At 69.9% G+C, this 16,328-nt stretch carries 16 protein-coding genes and 1 tRNA gene; 8 read left to right on the forward strand and 9 right to left on the reverse strand.

Annotation, left to right across the window (positions count from 1 at the left end; all coding sequences use genetic code 11):
• Window positions 1-14: 14 nt before the first annotated feature.
• The 3 genes from C2L59_RS40780 to C2L59_RS40785 all read right to left on the reverse strand — a co-directional run bounded on the left by C2L59_RS40780 (window position 15) and on the right by C2L59_RS40785 (window position 2,464).
• The gene (locus C2L59_RS40780; RefSeq protein ID WP_013222289.1) at window positions 15-218 is read right to left on the reverse strand and encodes a cold-shock protein; all 204 of its coding nucleotides are present in this window, start codon (window positions 216-218) and stop codon (window positions 15-17) included.
• 200 nt (window positions 219-418) lie between these two features.
• Window positions 419-592, reverse strand: coding sequence for a hypothetical protein (locus tag C2L59_RS48340; protein ID WP_199199595.1), 174 nt, complete (start codon window positions 590-592; stop codon window positions 419-421).
• Window positions 593-805: 213 nt separating this feature from the next.
• A complete protein-coding gene (locus tag C2L59_RS40785) occupies window positions 806-2,464 on the reverse strand; it encodes a thiamine pyrophosphate-dependent enzyme (protein WP_103354933.1) in 1,659 nt (552 codons plus the stop codon).
• Window positions 2,465-2,599: 135 nt separating this feature from the next.
• On the opposite strand from C2L59_RS40785, the gene C2L59_RS40790 reads away from it, so the two are divergent.
• Window positions 2,600-3,880, forward strand: coding sequence for a hydroxyacid-oxoacid transhydrogenase (locus tag C2L59_RS40790; protein WP_103354934.1), 1,281 nt, complete (start codon window positions 2,600-2,602; stop codon window positions 3,878-3,880).
• Window positions 3,874-4,287, forward strand: coding sequence for a thioesterase family protein (locus tag C2L59_RS40795; RefSeq protein WP_103354935.1), 414 nt, complete (start codon window positions 3,874-3,876; stop codon window positions 4,285-4,287). The genes C2L59_RS40790 and C2L59_RS40795 overlap by 7 nt, the downstream gene beginning before the upstream one ends.
• A gap of 582 nt (window positions 4,288-4,869) precedes the next feature.
• Here the strand turns inward: C2L59_RS40795 and lanKC are convergent.
• The gene (gene lanKC / locus C2L59_RS40800) at window positions 4,870-7,434 is read right to left on the reverse strand and encodes a class III lanthionine synthetase LanKC (RefSeq protein WP_103354936.1); all 2,565 of its coding nucleotides are present in this window, start codon (window positions 7,432-7,434) and stop codon (window positions 4,870-4,872) included.
• Window positions 7,435-7,876: 442 nt separating this feature from the next.
• On the opposite strand from lanKC, the gene C2L59_RS40805 reads away from it, so the two are divergent.
• From C2L59_RS40805 to C2L59_RS40815, 3 genes are all read left to right on the forward strand, one after another.
• Window positions 7,877-8,242: a hypothetical protein gene (locus tag C2L59_RS40805; RefSeq protein WP_103354937.1), complete on the forward strand. Its 366-nt coding sequence runs from the start codon at window positions 7,877-7,879 to the stop codon at window positions 8,240-8,242.
• A gap of 22 nt (window positions 8,243-8,264) precedes the next feature.
• Window positions 8,265-8,636, forward strand: a complete 372-nt coding sequence (locus C2L59_RS40810) for a hypothetical protein (protein WP_103354938.1) — start codon at window positions 8,265-8,267, stop codon at window positions 8,634-8,636.
• Between the two features lie 253 nt (window positions 8,637-8,889).
• On the forward strand, window positions 8,890-9,606 hold the full coding sequence (locus C2L59_RS40815) for a trypsin-like serine protease (protein WP_103354939.1): 717 nt from the start codon (window positions 8,890-8,892) through the stop codon (window positions 9,604-9,606).
• Between the two features lie 42 nt (window positions 9,607-9,648).
• On the opposite strand, the gene C2L59_RS40820 is transcribed toward C2L59_RS40815, so the two are convergent.
• The 3 genes from C2L59_RS40820 to C2L59_RS40830 form a co-directional block, all read right to left on the reverse strand.
• Complete coding sequence (locus tag C2L59_RS40820; RefSeq protein ID WP_370444823.1) at window positions 9,649-10,830, reverse strand: alginate lyase family protein; 1,182 nt, start codon at window positions 10,828-10,830, stop codon at window positions 9,649-9,651.
• A gap of 235 nt (window positions 10,831-11,065) precedes the next feature.
• A complete protein-coding gene (locus C2L59_RS40825) occupies window positions 11,066-11,575 on the reverse strand; it encodes a histidine phosphatase family protein (RefSeq protein ID WP_103354941.1) in 510 nt (169 codons plus the stop codon).
• A 74-nt stretch (window positions 11,576-11,649) separates the two neighbouring features.
• Window positions 11,650-11,722: transfer RNA gene (locus C2L59_RS40830), tRNA-Lys, on the reverse strand.
• 111 nt (window positions 11,723-11,833) lie between these two features.
• On the opposite strand from C2L59_RS40830, the gene C2L59_RS40835 reads away from it, so the two are divergent.
• The gene (locus tag C2L59_RS40835; RefSeq protein ID WP_103354942.1) at window positions 11,834-12,370 is read left to right on the forward strand and encodes an AAA family ATPase; all 537 of its coding nucleotides are present in this window, start codon (window positions 11,834-11,836) and stop codon (window positions 12,368-12,370) included.
• Between the two features lie 54 nt (window positions 12,371-12,424).
• Here C2L59_RS40835 and C2L59_RS40840 read toward each other — a convergent pair whose 3' ends face one another.
• The gene (locus C2L59_RS40840) at window positions 12,425-13,216 is read right to left on the reverse strand and encodes a DUF11 domain-containing protein (protein WP_233223975.1); all 792 of its coding nucleotides are present in this window, start codon (window positions 13,214-13,216) and stop codon (window positions 12,425-12,427) included.
• Between the two features lie 268 nt (window positions 13,217-13,484).
• On the opposite strand from C2L59_RS40840, the gene C2L59_RS40845 reads away from it, so the two are divergent.
• Window positions 13,485-14,030 (forward strand): DinB family protein, encoded by a 546-nt coding sequence (locus tag C2L59_RS40845; RefSeq protein ID WP_103354943.1) that lies wholly within the window; start codon window positions 13,485-13,487, stop codon window positions 14,028-14,030.
• A 4-nt stretch (window positions 14,031-14,034) separates the two neighbouring features.
• Here C2L59_RS40845 and C2L59_RS40850 read toward each other — a convergent pair whose 3' ends face one another.
• Window positions 14,035-14,676: a TMEM175 family protein gene (locus tag C2L59_RS40850; RefSeq protein WP_103354944.1), complete on the reverse strand. Its 642-nt coding sequence runs from the start codon at window positions 14,674-14,676 to the stop codon at window positions 14,035-14,037.
• Window positions 14,677-14,744: 68 nt separating this feature from the next.
• Between C2L59_RS40850 and pcaB the strand changes: the two genes are divergently transcribed.
• Entirely contained in the window at window positions 14,745-16,142 is a 1,398-nt protein-coding gene (gene pcaB, locus C2L59_RS40855; protein ID WP_199199597.1) for a 3-carboxy-cis,cis-muconate cycloisomerase, read from the forward strand.
• Window positions 16,143-16,328: the final 186 nt, after the last annotated feature.

Consider the following 16,328-nt stretch of genomic DNA (forward strand, 5'->3'; position numbering starts at 1 on the left):
CCCCAAGATCAAAGTCAGATCACGGTGACCGACGTGGCCTGCGGGCCCTTCTGGCCCTGGCCGATCTCGAACTCGACGCGAGCGTTCTCCTCGAGGCTCTTGAAGCCGTTACCCTGGATCTCGCTGTAGTGAACGAAGACGTCGCCGCCACCGTTGTCGGGGGTGATGAAGCCGAACCCCTTCTCGGAGTTGAACCACTTCACAGTGCCCTGAGTCATCAAAAATCTCCATATGTAACACCAAAAAATCAGGAAGCCACTTCGGCGACCCGGGTCAGCACCCGGACGGTTTGCTTCCTCGGTGAGGAGACACTACGCCCGCTGAATCTTGCGAGCGTGACTCACAAAAATCGAGACCATAAGCAGTAAAGCACACCTTGACCAGGGCGGACAAGCGGTCTTCACCCTGGAGAGATGAGCTATTCGCCACTCGCCGGGCGCAGGCCCTCGGTCGCGAACGGCGAGCGCCACGCGGTGTCGTGCTCGCCGGCGACCACGGCGTCGTCGTGGGCCTCGGAACTGGCGCTGAACAGCACCGGCACGACGCCGGAGGCCTTCCGTGCTGCTTCGGACCCGTGCTGGTGATCGGTCACGTCGAAACTCCCCTCGTTCCCTGCCCGCTTCGGCGCGGGTCATGACCGTGATGGTGCCATGCGGCACCGACAGAAACCGGTTGTCTCCCGCCGGGACCCGGCCGGGAAGGTTCAGCGGCGAACCACCACCGGAACACCGCCAGGTTACCTGAGCCAACGCACTGCTACCACACGACATTCCCGGATTTTCCGGAACGAAACGGAGCAGAATCCTTACTGCGCGGGAGGTTGCGGGCGCGCCTGGCCGAGCAGCGCCGAAAGCCGCACGTCCGGAGTGACGACGTCGGGATCGGTGCGCACGTCGATGACGCACGGCCGCTGCCGCACCAGCGCACTGGCGATGATGGGTTCGAGCTCTTCCCGGTCGTCCACGGTGTACCCCGCCGCGCCCAATCCACGCGCCCAAGAGGCGAAGTCGGTCAGCGGGATCGAGACGCCGGTGAGCCGGCCGTAGGTGCGGGCCTGGTGCATGGCTAGCGCCCCGTGCACGCCGTTCTGGAAGACGACCACCATGACCGGAGCCCGGTACCGGACGGCCGTTTCGATCTCCTGCCCGGTCATCAGCGTCCCGGCGTCCCCGACCATGGCGACAACGGTCCGCCGCGGCTCGACCAGCTTCGCCGCCACGGCCGCCGGCACGGCGTAGCCCATCGCGGCGTTGCTCGGACCGAGCTGGCTGCGCGGCGCCGTGAAGCACCAGTAGCGGTGCATGAACTGCGCGAAGTTGCCCGCGTCACTGGTCACGATGGTGTCCTCGGGCGCCAGCTTCCGCAGCGCCCGGACGACGTCGACGGGGTGCACCCGGGTGTTCCCGCTGGTGTCGGGCGGGGTCATGAAGGTGTGGACGGCCGCGTTGGCCGCCGAGGCCCGCCGCGTCCGCGGCGACGCCACCGCCCGCAGCTCCCGCAGGAACGGCTCGACCTCGGAGTCGACCCGGAAGGTCAGCCCCCGCCGTTTGGGGCTGACGTCGATGCCGGTGCCGACCATGACCAGCGTCTGCTGCGCGGTCGGGTAGCGGTAGGCCTGCGTCGTCACCTCGTCGAGCTGGGTGCCGAGCGCGAGCACGAGGTCGGCTCGCTCGAGCGCGTCCAGCTGACGCGCCGGGATGCCGAGCCCGAGGTGCCCGGCGTAGCGGGCGTGGTTCTCGGGGAAGGCGTCCTGCCGCCGGAAGGCGTTGTAGACGGGCAGCGCGAGTTCGTCGGCCACGGCGATCAGCTCGTCCCGCGCCGACCGCGCCCGCCCCCCGACGACGACAACGGGGTACTTGGCCTCGTCCACCAGCTGGGCCACGGCATCCGCCGAACGGCCCAGCGTCCCGGACGCCGGCGGCCGCACCCGCGCCATCGGCTTCGCCGCGTCGTAGGGCATGCCCCAGATGTCGCAGGGCACGCCGAGCACGACCGGTCCCGGCCGGCCTTCCTGCGACGTCGTCAGCGCGTGCGCCAGCAGCCCGGGCAGGCCGTCCGGGTCGGTCACCCGCACGGTCGACTTGGCGATCGACTCGAACATGGCCGTGAGGTCCGACGTCGGCAGCTCCCCGGACGACGACGGCACCGGTTCGGTCGCCGGCGTCTCCAGCAACACGACCATCGGCGTCTCGTCCTGGTAGGCCGTTTGGACGCCGATGGCCAGGCTCGCCGCACTCGGCCCCCGGCTGGCGAGCAGCACGGCAGGACGTTCGGTGAGCTTGCCCTCGGCCTCCGCCATGAAGGCCGCGCCCGCGTCGTGCCGCGCCGAGACGAGCGTGATCTCCCGCTCGCGTTGCAGGGCGTCCAGCAGTTCCAGGAAGGACTCACCGACCACCGCGTACACGCGGCGGACACGCGCCTCGGTCAGGATCCGCACGGCCGTCTGGGCGACGGTCGCTCCCAGTTGGTATCTAATGAGGAGAGCTTAGGCGGGCACCGTTCAGTGCAGTCAAGTGATCTTCGCCGAAACCCGGTAAGGATGGGCTGAATGTCCGCTTTGACCGACTGGTTGCCGATCAAGGGAGCGAGGACCACAGACTTGGCCGCCACGGAACATGAAACTGTTTTTACTTATGGCGCACCGGCGTTGAAGTACGGCACCGGAGCCAGCGACGAGATCGGCTACGACCTCACCCAGTACGGCGCCCACCGCGTCCTCGTGCTGACCGACCCGCAGGTGGCCGCGACCGGCTGGCCCCAACGCATCGCGGAGGGCATCGCCGGCTACGGCATCGAAACCGAGATCTTCGACGGCGTACACGTCGAGCCCACCGATGTCAGCATGCAGAAGGCGGTTGACTTCGCCCGCGGAACCGGCCCGTACGACGCTTTCGTCGCCGTCGGCGGCGGCTCGGCCATCGACACCGCCAAGGCCGCCAACCTGCTGACCAGCAACGACGGCGAGCTGATGGACTACGTCAACGCCCCCGTCGGCGGCGGCCGCGCCCCGGACCGCCCGCTGAAGCCCCTGGTCGCGGTGCCCACCACCACCGGCACCGGCTCCGAGAGCACGACGGTCTGCGTCCTGGACGTGTTGTCGCTGCGCGTCAAGAGCGGGATCAGCCACCTGCGGCTGCGCCCGACCCTCGCCGTCGTCGACCCCCGGCTCACCGTCAGCCAGCCACCGGGCGTGACGGCCGCCAGCGGCATGGACATCCTGTGCCACGCCGCGGAGAGCTACACCGCCAAGCCGTACACCGAGTTCGAGCGCAAGCGCCCGGAGCAGCGGGTGCCGTACTGCGGTGCGAACCCCCTGGCCGACATGTTCGCCGAGCAGTCGCTGAGGTTGCTGTCGTGGGCCCTCCCGGCGGCCGTGCGCGACGGTTCCGACCTCAAGGCGCGTGAGGCCATGGCCCTGGCCGCGACGTTCGCCGGCCTCGGCTTCGGCAACGCCGGCGTGCACATCCCGCACGCCAACGCGTACCCGATAGCCGGGCAGGTCAGGGATTTCCACCCGGAGGGTTATCCGGGCGAAGAACCCATGGTCCCCCACGGCATGGCGGTCTCGCTGACTGCGCCCGCGGCGTTCCGCTTCACCTTCAGCGCGGCACCGGACCGCCACCTGCGCGTCGCCCGCCTCCTGGCGCCCGACTTCGAGTGGCCCGGCGACTTCGCCGACCACCTGCCCGCGGTGCTGATCGACCTGATGCGGCAGATCGGCATCCCGGACGGCATCGGCGCCGTCGGCTACACGGAGTCCGATGTGGACTCCCTCGTCGAAGGAACGCTGAAGCAGCAACGGCTGCTGGCCACCGCACCGCGCGAGGCGTCCGCGGACGACCTGTCGGGCATCCTGCGCGAGTCGGTGTCGCTGTGGTGAACGGGTACCCGCACTGGCAGACGATCCCGTTGCGCTGGAAGGACAACGACGTCTACGGCCACGTCAACAACGTCGTGCACTACTCGCTGATGGACACAGTGATCAACACGTGGCTCATCGAGCAGGGCGGCCTCGACATCGAAGCCGGGGCGGTGATCGGGCTGTGCGTCGAGTCGCACTGCGGGTATCACGCATCGGTTTCCTTTCCTGGGTCGCTGCGGGTCGGGTTACGGGTAGCCCACCTCGGGAAGTCCAGCGTCCGCTACGAAATCGGGATGTACGCCGCGGACGAGTCCCTGGTCGCGGAAGGCCATTTCGTGCACGTCTTCGTGGACCGCGAGTCCCGCCGCCCGACACCGCTTGCCGGCAAGCTGCGCGAGGCGCTGGAGGCTCTGCAGCCCGGATGATTTGTGCCGCCACCGGTCACCTCCTTTCCGACGGTGTCGATTCCGGGCTGCGTTCTTCCTGCCCTTCCGATGATGCACGACGGCACCGACAGAACGCGGCGATCGGCTCGAGTTGTCCACAGGTGCCGTCACCATCGGCGAGTTGTCCACAGATTGCCATCAAGGGCTTCCACGGCCTCCCGGCGGCGATAAGCTGGTGGCGCTATATCGATCCACAGTGGACGAGCAGCGGTCTCACCAGAGCGGCTGGTCACACGGATGGCGGCCTAGGCGTCGATCCGGTGGCGGCACGGGCGTGAGCAGCCGGCTCGCACACATGTGGATACGCAGTGGTCGCGTGCCGTTCCCGGAAGACGTCCCGCGCGCGGACGCACCACTGCCCGCATGCGGTCGGTGCAAAGAGCGGATCGGTGGCCGGCAGGCGCCCCGCCCACAACCGCACCACCACCACCGCAGACGGCCCGGTAGGGGTCGCGGACTCGTTGCCGGAAGGCGCCCCGGCAACGAGTCCGTCCCTACCGAGGGCAGCGAACCCTTGGTACCGGGGGTTGGCTGCCCGCCAGGGCCGTCGTGGCGGCACCGTCACCGGCCGGCGGCCGAGTGCGGCCGCGTGTCACCCAGGAACGGCAGGACTTCAGTGCCATCGAGCAGGCCAGCAAGAGAGAGGAGGATCCCGGCGCTACCGGTCTTGACATCCATCGAGAGCCGCAGCAGCCGCTCGCCCGGGAACGCGAGGCCGCCCTTGTACGGCACCGCGTACCAGGCCAGCCAAGCCAGGTGCCCGTCGATCGCCGCGCGGATGGACTGATCCGCATCGGGGTTCGTGCCGAGCGCCACCGCGAGCCCACACCGGCCGTTGAGCACCCCCGGGTGCATGACGAACTCGCCGCGGCAGGCATCGCGCAGCGCGGCGACGCTCTCGCACGCTTCGGCGTCGGGACGGTGCCGGGCCAGCTGCTCCGCGACCACCAGGATCCCGGCGCTGCCAACGCCCGCATAAGGCAACGCACGGGCCGAACCGTCGCGCACCTGCAGCGAGCCGTCGTCGGCCTCGACGCACTCCTCGAGGTCCCGGCACAGCGCCTGGTCGGCGAACGACAGCCAGGCCGGCTCGCCGGTGCGCTCGAAGAGTCGTACGAACAGCAGCGCGGGCCCCGCCCAGCCGGACAGCAGCCCGGCCCGGGCGGAGGGTCCCGGGGGCGCCGCCGTCTCCAGCGCCTCGGCCAGCCGGACGGCCGTGGCCAGCGCCTGGCGGCCGAACTCGTTGTCCTGCCGGACCGTCGCGAAGTGCAGCATGGTCAGCCCGATGCCGGCCAGGCCGCGATCCAGGGAGTGGTCGGTGGTCTGCTCGATGAACCGCGCGCACGACGCCAGCAGCTTGCCGGCTTCGTCTTGGTACCCGAGGCTCTCCAGCACGTAGGCGATGCCGGCGCTGCCGTCGTAGAAGCCTGGCCGGGTCGGCGGGTCACGACGGACCGTCTCGATCAACCAGCGTTCGTGCTCGGGGAATCGCCCGGCGCCGACGACATCGAGGGCGTGCAGCACGCCCGCCGCACCGACGCCGAAGCAAGCGCCGCCGACCTCGAACTGCTCGACGTCCCCCGGGAACAGCCGATCCTGGCGCGCGGGGGTCGCGCTGGCCAGGATCCCCTCGACGATCTGCTTGCGAACCAGCGACCAGTCCGGTTTGTCTTGGTCAAGCTCCGTGTGGGCCGGCGCCGGCTCCACGCCGACGTCACGCGGGGCCAGCACCGCGACGGCGGCATCGGCGTACCCCTCGGGCAGCGCAAACCGACGTTCGACGAAGTCGGCGAGACGACGAAGCTTCGCCGGAGCGAGCCTCACCAGCGGGAGCAGCGGCAGGAACAGCCACAGTCGCAGCGCCGCCACCGCGTGCTCGTCGACCTCAAACCCGGCGCGGTCGTCCGGAGCGCGGAAACCGGGCACACCGGGAGCCGGCCGATCGCCGGACTCGACGTTGAACGCCGTCTCGAAGTCGACCAGCGAGATCCGGTCGTCGTGGTCTTCGTCGATCAGGATGTTCAGCGGGTGCAGGTCGCCCAGGACGATGCCGCGAGCGTGCACCGCCGCGATCGCCTTCTCCACTCCCGCGACGATGGCCAGCGCGCGCCGAGCGTATGCGGAGAGGTCAGCGACCGTCGCGCTGTGCCTGGTCAGGGGATAATTGCGGGTCAGCCAGCTGTCCAGCGTGATGCCCGGCATCTGCTCCACCGCCAGGTAGTGGCGCTCCGACACGGCGAACCCCTCGAGAACCTGCGGCACGCCGGGAACGTCCGCGAGCCGGGCGAGCACGTCGTACTCACGGCGGAGCCGCTCGACGGCATCGGCCTGCCCCTCGTCGAGGCCGGCGTACGGGCGAGCCTCCTTGAGAACGACCTGCTCCCCACCCGCCTTGGGAACGGCGAGGTAGCTGCCGCCGCCGCTGGAGACGTGCAGGGTGGCCGTCAACCGGTAGGGGAACCGGCCCTGCGCACCTCCTTTGTGCGCGGCGACCCCGCTTCGCAGACACGCCGGAATCTTCACCCAATCGGGCAAGGTGAACGTCGATCCCTGCCGGTCGGGCACCAGCCGGCCGTCCGGCTTGCGCACCGCGGGGACGCGGCGGCCCTCATGTTCGACCCACTGTTCGTCGAATCCGCCGTAGCGCACGAAGAGCGGCCCGTCGCCGTACCGGAGGTCGCTCGGAATATCGGAACCGTGCTCACCCTCAAGCCGCTGCGACAGGGCTACGAGCGCTCGCTCGAGTTCGTTGTCGTCGACCGGGTAAATGACCGCCACCTCGACGCCGGCAGCCGGAGAAGCGTATTTGGAATTTCGCGCGAGCAAGGCCGACGCCGAGCGGAGGTGCTCGTACGAGATGCGGTGCTCGATGCAGCTCTCGTACACCTGCGCAAGCACACGGCGGACGTTGTCCGGGCCGGCGGAAACCCGGATCTTCCACCCCTGAGCAGGGAGCACGCGCCCAGCAGGACGCATCGCCCGCCAGACTCCCCTGACCGTGGTGACCCAACCGTCCTCCGGCGCCGGGAGCGCCGTGGCGAAATCGTCGACCAGCGCACCGTTTTCCTGCTGTTCGTCGTAGAAAAACGGGTCGACGAAGCAAAACGCTTCGTGGCGCAGGTCCATCCGAGATACCCCTCCGTACGATCCCGGGCACCACGGCTCCGGGATGAAGAATATTCATCCACGCCGAGCAGCCTGAGCCAATCCGCCAACCCGGCGGTTCAACTGGGCTATCCGAGGTAGGCAAAAAGTGAATTTACCGGTCGGTAGCCGAACCCAGGGTAATCCTCCCCGACCGACGTATCACACCAAAGAGTTGTAACAGAAAGATCATCCAAGCACTTCCGCAGGTCCACCCGGGATTCCGACTAAATATCCCGCCAAATTGGCAGAATGCCATCAACACGTCCGGTGAGGGATTCGCGCGATACCCGCTTTCCCTGTCGGCCTCGCCGAGCACCGGCGATCGGCGCGGTGGCCCACGCCACGCCCACGGCACCTCGGCGAACAGACCGGCCGGTACCACAGAGTAAGTTGGCGGCCGGCGGACCGGAAGGAGGAACGGGTGATCTTCGGATTCGCCGTGACGGTCGCCGTGGCTGCCACGCTCGTCGCGCTCTGGAGCTTCGTGCAGTCGGCTCGCAACCGGCTGCCGGACAACCCGCTCCTGATCGCGCTCGCCGTACTCGAACTGCTGCTGGTCGTGCAGCTGGTGATCGGGATCGTGCTGCTCGCCGGCGGTGAACGCCCCGGCAGCCTGGCGACCTACCTCGCCTACCTGATCGGCTGCCTGGTCGTGCTGCCCGTCGGCGCCGCCTGGGCGCTGGCCGAGCGAAGCCGCTCGAGCACCGTGGTGCTCGGCATCGCCTGCCTGGCCATCCCGGTGATGGTGCTGCGACTGAACGAGGTGTGGAGTGGAGCAACAGCGTAAGACGGCCAGCGGCCCCGGACGGGTGCTCGTCGCCGTGTACGCGATCTTCGCGCTGGCGGCGACGTCGCGGGCCGGCGTCCAGATCAGCACGAAGTTCCACGAAGCCCCGCTCGCCTACCTGCTCTCGGCCTTCGCCGCCGTCGTCTACATCGTCGCGACGATCGCGCTGGCCCGGCGTGGCGACGGCTGGTGGCGCGTCGCCCTCGCGGCCTGCTCGATCGAGCTGCTGGGCGTCCTGACGATCGGCACGCTGAGCCTCGTCGACGCGGCCGCGTTCCGGCACCCCACCGTCTGGTCGGTCTACGGCGAGGGCTACCTGTTCATCCCGCTGGTCCTGCCAGTCATCGGCCTGTACTGGCTGCGGAAGACGGCCCCGGCGAAGATCGCCGCCTGAAAGTCACCCCAGCTCGAGGACGTCCCACGCCTCCCGTCTGGCACACCTCCCTCACCCCTGCCCGACGACGGGCCCACGCGTTGAGCGCGGAACTGTAAGGGAACTGCACGTAGTCCGCAGCGGGCAATAAATACGGATTCGACCGGCGACTTTCGTCGGTTCCGGACATTCGCCGTGAACTCGGACAATCCTGGAGTTCGGTCCCCACCGGCTTTCCCCCACGCGGTTCTCCCCCGCGTGAAAAGGAGTGAGCGTGAAATTCGGCAAGTTCGTCCTGCTGGCCGCGAGCACCGCATTGGCCGTCGTCGGGCTCGGCGGCCCCGCGGCCGCCGACAGCACCCCGCAGGCCCAGCCGTCGATCATCGGCGGCAGCACCGCCACCAGCGGGCCCTGGGCCGCCCGGCTGTTCGTCAACGGCCAGCAGAACTGCACCGCGACGATCATCGCGCCGCAGTACATCCTCACCGCCAAGCACTGCGTCAGCAGCTCCGGCACCTACACGTTCCGCATCGGAAGCCTGGACCAGTCCAGCGGCGGGACGACGGCCACCGGCTCCACCATCACGCGCTACCCGGGCGCCGCCGACCTGGCGATCGTCCGGCTCACCACCTCGGTGAACGCCACCTACTCGCCGCTCGGCAGCGTCGGTGACGTCTCGGTCGGCCAGAACGTCTCGGTCTACGGCTGGGGCGCGACCAGCCAGTGCGGCTCCGAGATCAACTGTCAGTCGCGTTACCTCAAGGTCGCGACCGTGCGGGTGAACTCGATCAGCTGCAGCGACTACGCCGGCGGCGTCGCGGTGTGCGCGAACCGCGTCAACGGCATCACCGCCGGCGGCGACTCCGGTGGCCCGATGTTCGCGTCCGGCCGCCAGGTCGGCGTCGCGTCGACGAGCGACCGGTCGAACAACACCGCGTACACGAACATCACGCGCTATCGCAGCTGGATTTCCCAGGTCGCCGGCGTCTGATTCCGGAAAAGGGCCCGGCCACACGGCCGGGCCCTTTTGCCGTCAGGACGTCGAAATGTCGTCGAGCTGTTCGGCGGCGGGCCGGACGGGGTAGAGATCGCCACCCGGCTCGACCGGCACCCGCGGCAGCGCCGTCCGCGCCGCCTTGTCGCCCGCGTCGGCCGCCGCGTGGAGGACGTCCAGCGCCGCGTACGGCCGGAAGTCCAGCTCGGGGTACGGCCAGGCGGACGCCCCCTGCGTGGCTCCCGGAATCAGGAAGTCGACGGCGGAGAACAGCGTGGCGCCGCTGGGCGCGGTGTAGTGCCACAAGTCGACGCCGACGTGCTTGCCGACCTGCGCGAGCCGCGTCAGCGCGACCAAGTTGAACGCGGAGTAGTGCCAGCTACGGGTCCGGCTCGCCTCCTGCGGCTGGTAACCGTTGGCCTCGACCTGCGCCGCGATCCGCTTCGGCCCGGCGTCCCGCACGATGGCCGCGGCCAGGTCCCGCTGTCCCGTGCCGAGGGCGAGCGAGGCGACGAGCATGTCGTAGAAGCTGCCGTGGTTGTTCTGGGCCTTGGCCTCGTCGGTGCCGTTCTTGCTGGTGCGCAGCCAGTCCAGGAACTGCGTGTACCAGCCGGTCATGCCGGCCTGGTCGGTCTTCGTCCACCCGGGGGCGCCGGTCGCGAGGATCGCGGTGGCGTCGACGACCTGCGTCAGCGTGTAGGAGAACTCGATGATGCCGATGCCGCGGCCGTCCACCTTGCACGGGATGCCCTGCGCGAAGTTCATGTTCGGGTTCATCTTCGTCGTGGCGTCGAGAAACCACGTGCGGAGGTCGAGCGCCGCGCGCTGCGCGTACCGGACGTCCCCGGTGTAGTACCAGGCGAGCGCGAGCCGGTAGATCGCGGCGAACGCCTCACCGCGGTAGGCGTGGTCGGTGATCTCGTCGACGATCGGGTTCCGCTGTCCGTCACGCTGCACGAACGGACAACCCCACGGATTTTCGGCGGTCGGCTGCGTGGTCGGCCACCAGTAGGGCGCGAGGCTGAGGTAGTCGTGCTTGTCACCGCTGGGTGGCACCTGTTTCTTCGAGGTGACACTCCAGGGACCGGCCGTGAGGTCGGTCTTCGCGGCGGCAAGCAGGTTGTTCAGCGCCGTACGAGACGTTCGTTCGCCGACGAGAGCGGCGAGCTTCGTCCGAAGCAGCTGCCTGCCGTCAAGAACGGCGGTATCGGGAGCACACACCGGCCCGAGGACGGGAACGGTGCAGTGATCAGGCCGCGACGCAGCTTCAGCCGGCGCGGCGAACGACGTGCCAACGAGCCCAAGCGCGGCGACCGCGGCCACGACGATGTGGCGGAGAACCATGTCCGCTCCATTCACAAATATGAACATCAAACCTGTGAGTGAATGGAGAGTACGCACGTGAACATGTCAGAGGCAATGCCCAGGGTCTAGACCGCGGCCCGAGCGCCGAGCCTCACTCGGCGAAGTCGCGAGGCCGGAAGAAGGCAACGAGCCGAGCGGAACGGAGCGCATCCCAGGGATCGGTGGTGGCGAGAACAGCGGCGGCACCGGTCGGAAACTTGATCTGAAGCTGCCGGGTCTCATCCCCATCACCGGCGAGGTAGCGGGTCAGATCACTGACCCCGGGCTCATGCCCGACAAGCGCAAGCCGGGTCACCTCGGGCGGCGTCCGACGGGCGGCATTCAGCAACTCGGGCACGTCGGCACCGTAGAGATCATCGTCGTACTCAACAGGCGGCGGCGCGGAAAGTTCGCCGCTGACGCGTTGCCAGGTTTCCCGCGTCCGCTGCGCGGTGGAGCAGACAACGAGCTCGGGAACATGCCCACCATCGGCAAGCCACCGCCCAAGCCGCGGCGCATCACGCACACCGCGAGCCGCAAGGGGACGTTCGTGGTCGGCAAGTCCTTCCGACCAGTCCGACTTGGCGTGCCGGAGAACGATGAGCCACCTGGTCCCGTCCATACGGGCAACCCTAAACGACCCCGCACGCCGAAGAGGCCGTCGGGAGATGACCAAAGCCGACTTCGAAGTATGAGTGGGCCGCCTGGGGCTCGAACCCAGAACCTACGGATTAAAAGTCCGCAGCTCTACCAATTGAGCTAACGGCCCGCGCCCCCAGTTTAGCCAGGCCCCCGTTGCCCTCCCGCACTCCGGGTCCGGCTGAGGCTCCGCCGGAGGTCAAGACTGGTTCTTCGCAGGTCCGGTCGCCATGATGCGTGCATGCCTGGTTCGCTGCTGATCCTCACCGGGCCGCCCGGTGCCGGGAAGTCGACTGTTGCCCGGCTCGTTGCCGCGGGGGCGCCGCGGGCGGCCGTGCACCTGCACACCGACAGCTTCTACGCCTGGATCCGGACCGGGTTCGTCCCGCCCTACCTGCCCGAGGCCGCGCGGCAGAACGACGTCGTGCTCGCGGTCATCACCGAGGCCGCCTGTGGCTATGCGCGCGGCGGCTACGACGTGGTGCTCGACGGGGTCGTCGGGCCCTGGGCGCTGCAGCCGTTCCGGGACGTCGCGCAGCGCGACGGTCTGGACCTCTTCTACGTCGTGCTCCGGCCCAGCCTCGAAGTCACCCTCGCTCGCGGGACCGCCCGTGACTCCGCGGAACTCACCGACGTCGGGCCGCTCAAGGGGATGCATGCCGCGTTCGAAGGGCTCGGTGAGCTGGAACGGCACGTCATGGACACCACGGCGCAGACCGTCGAAGAGACCACCGATGCCGTCCGGAGCCGGGCCCGGTCAGCTGCCTTCGCGCTTTGACGCTCCCGTGTGGACGAACGCGCGGGGCCCGTCCGGGCCCCGCGCGTCAGGCCGTCAGCACTGCACGAAAAGGCCCGTGTAGGCGCTGCACTTCTTCGACGCGCTGTCGTTGGCGGCGTTCGGGTCGGCCGGGGCGCTCGCCGCGCGCTGGGCCGTGGCCGTGAACGCGCCCCACGCGAAGACGCCGCCCTCGGACGAGAACTTCGCCGTCGCCGACGCGCCCGAGGCCAGGGTGGGGATCGCGCAGGTCAGCGTCGCTCCCGAGCGGGTGCAGCCCGTCGCCGAGGTGATCGTGCGGCCCGTTCCCGGGTTGGCCGTCACGCGGACGCCCGTTGCGGTGGCCGGGCCGGTGTTCGACACCGTGATCACGTAGTCGACCCGGGCGACCAGGCCGACGCGGGGCGTGGCGGTCAGCGCGACCTTGACGTCGGCCTTGGCCGGCGTGGCGATCGTGACGGCCGGGCCGTCTTCGACGCCGAACGCGTAGTTGTCGCCGGCGAACTGGTGCTGGAGCGTGAACTGGCCGGGCTCGGCGTCTTCCTTGATGCGCAGCGTCCACGTCACCGTGCGGCTCTCGCCCGCGCCCACGTCCCCGACGCCGCCGCGGAAGCTGCTGAGGTACGGCGCGCACGGCGCGATCGCACCCGTGCAGGACACCAGGTCCACGACGTCGGCGATCGGCGTTTCCTTGACGTAGAGCGCCGCCTTCGCGCCGGTGACCGTGAAGTCCGCCGGGTTGGTCAGCTGCTCCGTGACCGTGAGCGTGTCGCCCGCGCGCACGGTGGTCGCGCTGACGTCGATCGTGCTCGGGCCGGCGTCGCGGCCGCGACGGCCGGTGCTGCGCACAGGACCGCCGTGGTCAGGGCGGCCAGCACGGCAGTTCTTCGTCCGGTTCGCTGCATAGTCGTGATCTCCTGGTTCCGAACCGAGGGTGCCGCTCCGACCGGTTGAGACGGGCGTGCGCAGCAGGGTGACGAAGATCAGATCGGCGCACCCGAAGATTCGTTACCGGGTTCGCCAAACCGGGCTTGAACTGGGGTTTTGACGCGAGTTGCCGGGTCACCGACCACCCCGGCGAACCGAAATTGTCGGACCCCTGTGGCACGCTCCGCTCATGACCGAACACACCACCCCGGTGGCCGCTCCGCCCCGTCTGACCGGCCCCCGACACGACCCGGCACCGGTCGCGGACGAGCGCCAGGCCCTCACCGAGAGCCTGGAGTACTACCGGCGCACCTTCGAGCTGAAGTGCGCCGGCTTGGACCACGCGCGCCTGTCCGAACACTCGGTACCACCGTCGACGCTGACCCTGCACGGCCTGCTGCGGCACCTCACGGGCGTCGAGCGCTGGTGGTTCCGGATCCAGTTCACGGGTGAGGACGTCCCGAACCTCTACTACTCCGACGACGACCCGGAACAGGACTTCACCGCGCTCGACGGCGACGTCGACGAGGCGTTTGCGTTGTGGCACGCGGAGTGTGCGCGTGCCCGGGAGATCGTCGACGAGGCGGGCTCGCTGGATCAGACCGGCACCCGCCGCAGCACCGGCGAACCGTTCACCCTGCGCTGGCTGATGCTGCGGATGATCGGCGAATACGCGCGCCACATCGGCCAGGCCGACCTGATCCGCGAGCGGATCGACGGCGCGACCGGCGAATGACGGCTCAGGCGGCGGCCGTCCGGCGGCGGACGCGGAAGAGGAGGTTGACGACGAGCGGAACGACGATCCAGCACGCGTAGGCCCAGTGCGTGAAGAAGGCGAAGGGAATCGAGACGGCGAAGGCGGCGATCATCGCGCCGATCCCGCGGTACACCGTGCCGAAGAGCTCCGGTGGGGTGTCCGTGCGGTAGAGGTGGTTGCGCTGGATCTGCCACGCCATGAGGAGGAACAGCGACAGCGCGATGACCTGCACGACGGCGTAGAAGACGAAGCGGAATTCGAACGCGCCCTCTTCGGCGAGGACCTTCGTGGCGAAGGGCATGATCACCTGCGTCAGGAGCCAGCCGAAGGTGAGCCGGGCGAGCCCGCCGCCGAGCGTCGTGACGTAGTTGAACAGGCGGTGGTGCGCGCGCCAATGGCCGCCGATGACGACGAAGCTGATCAGGAAGGAGATGTATTCGGACTGGTGATGACCGAGTGACCGCAGCAGTTCGGCGCTGGTGGCGCCCTCCGGCAGCGGCAGCTCGAGCGCGAGCAGCGTGATCGCGATGGCGACGACGGCGTCCGAGAAGAAGGTCAGCCGCTCGGCGGCGATTCCCCGGGGTTCGGTGCCGGCGGTGTCCTCCGCGGACGGGGCGCTGGTCATGGCCGATGAGCGTGCCAGACGCGGCTGCGCAGCCGTCGCCGAGGTCGCGCGCGTGCGATGCTGACGCCATGACGGTCGACCCCGATTCCGGACTCCTGTCCCCGGTACGGGCCGGTACGCCGGCCGAAGCGTCGACCGGAGACGAGGCGTGGTTGCGCGCGATGCTCGACGCCGAGGCGGCGCTCGCGAGAGCGCAGGCGCGGCTCGGGACGGTGCCGTCGGAGGCGGCGGCCGCGATCACGGAGGCCGCGGGCCGTGCGCGGATCGACGTCGTCGAGCTGGCGCGCGGATCGCGGGCGACCGCGAACCCGGTCGTCGGCTTGGTCAAGGCGCTGACGTCGGCGGTCGGCGAAGTTGCGCCCGGCGCGGCCGAGTACGTGCACCGCGGCTCGACCAGCCAGGACATCTTCGACACGGCGATGATGCTCGTCGCCGACCGGACGCTGCGGCCGCTCGCCGCCGACCTCGACGCGACGGCCGAGGCGCTGGCCGAGCTGGCCCGCGAGCACCGGGACACGACGATGGCCGGCCGGACGCTGACGGCGCACGCGGTGCCGACGACGTTCGGGCTCAAGGCCGCGGGCTGGCGGCAGCTGGTCCTGGACGCGGCTGTCCGCATCCGGCGCGTGCTCGACGGCGGCCTCCCGGTCTCACTGGGCGGCGCGGCCGGAACGCTGGCGGCATACGTCGAGTACGCCCGCCTGGCCGACGGCACCGCCGGCGGTGACTATGCCGAGCGGCTGACCGACGCGTTCGCCGAGGAGACCGGGCTGGCCGCGCCGGTGTTGCCGTGGCATGCGCTGCGGACGCCGGTCGCCGACCTGGCGAGCGCGCTCGCGTTCACGGCCGGGGCGCTGGGGAAGCTGGCCGTCGACGTCGAGACGCTGACCCGGACCGAACTGGGCGAGGTCGCCGAACCGGCCGCCGACGGGCGGGGCGGTTCCTCGGCGATGCCGCACAAGCGGAACCCGGTGCTCGCGACGCTGATCCGGTCGGCGGCGCTGCAGGTGCCGGTGCTGGCCGCCGGAGTCACGCAGGCGATGCTCGCCGAGGACGAGCGGTCGGCCGGGGTCTGGCACGCCGAGTGGCAGCTGGTGCGCGAATGCCTGCGGCTGACCGGCGGCGCCGCGCACACCGCCGCCGAGCTGGCGCGCGGGCTCACCGCCGTGCCCGGGCGGATGCGGGAAAACCTGGCGTCGACGCACGGGCTGATCGTCTCCGAACGGCTCTCCGCGGTGCTCGCGCCGCTGCTCGGCAAGGCGCGGGCCAAGGAACTGCTGGGTGAGGCGTCCCGGCGAGCGGTACACGAGGACCGGCCGCTGCGGGAGGTGCTGGACGAGCTGCCCGCCATCACCGACGTGCTGACGCCGGCCGCGCTCGACGAGCTGCTCGACCCGGCCGGCTACACGGGCGCGGCCGCCGCGCTGGTCGACCGCGCCCTCGGCAGCACGGGCGCGCCGGGGTAGCAGCCGCCACGTTCGTGGAGGTGGGGCTGCAGCTGGTCGGCAGGACGGCGGGCGCGGCGGCCAACCCGCGGCCCACGAAGCCCACGGGGCGGGCGCGGCGGCCAACCCGCGACCCACGAGGCCGGCGCAGCGGGCGCAGTGGGCGCGGCGACGCGCGGCGCAAGCCAAGGCGTACCCCTCCCCAAC

Origin of the sequence: Amycolatopsis sp. CA-128772 (genome assembly GCF_002904295.1) — a bacterium.
Lineage (GTDB): Bacteria > Actinomycetota > Actinomycetes > Mycobacteriales > Pseudonocardiaceae > Amycolatopsis.

Bases quoted from the DNA above. Each gene is read 5' to 3' on its own strand.
- C2L59_RS40780 (WP_013222289.1), bottom strand. From the start codon at position 218: ATGACTCAGGGCACTGTGAAGTGGTTCAACTCCGAGAAGGGGTTCGGC.
- lanKC (WP_103354936.1), bottom strand. From the start codon at position 7,434: ATGGACCTGCGCCACGAAGCGTTTTGCTTCGTCGACCCGTTTTTCTAC.
- C2L59_RS40825 (WP_103354941.1), bottom strand. From the start codon at position 11,575: ATGGACGGGACCAGGTGGCTCATCGTTCTCCGGCACGCCAAGTCGGAC.
- C2L59_RS40835 (WP_103354942.1), top strand. From the start codon at position 11,834: ATGCCTGGTTCGCTGCTGATCCTCACCGGGCCGCCCGGTGCCGGGAAG.
- C2L59_RS40845 (WP_103354943.1), top strand. From the start codon at position 13,485: ATGACCGAACACACCACCCCGGTGGCCGCTCCGCCCCGTCTGACCGGC.
- C2L59_RS40850 (WP_103354944.1), bottom strand. From the start codon at position 14,676: ATGACCAGCGCCCCGTCCGCGGAGGACACCGCCGGCACCGAACCCCGG.
- pcaB (WP_199199597.1), top strand. From the start codon at position 14,745: ATGACGGTCGACCCCGATTCCGGACTCCTGTCCCCGGTACGGGCCGGT.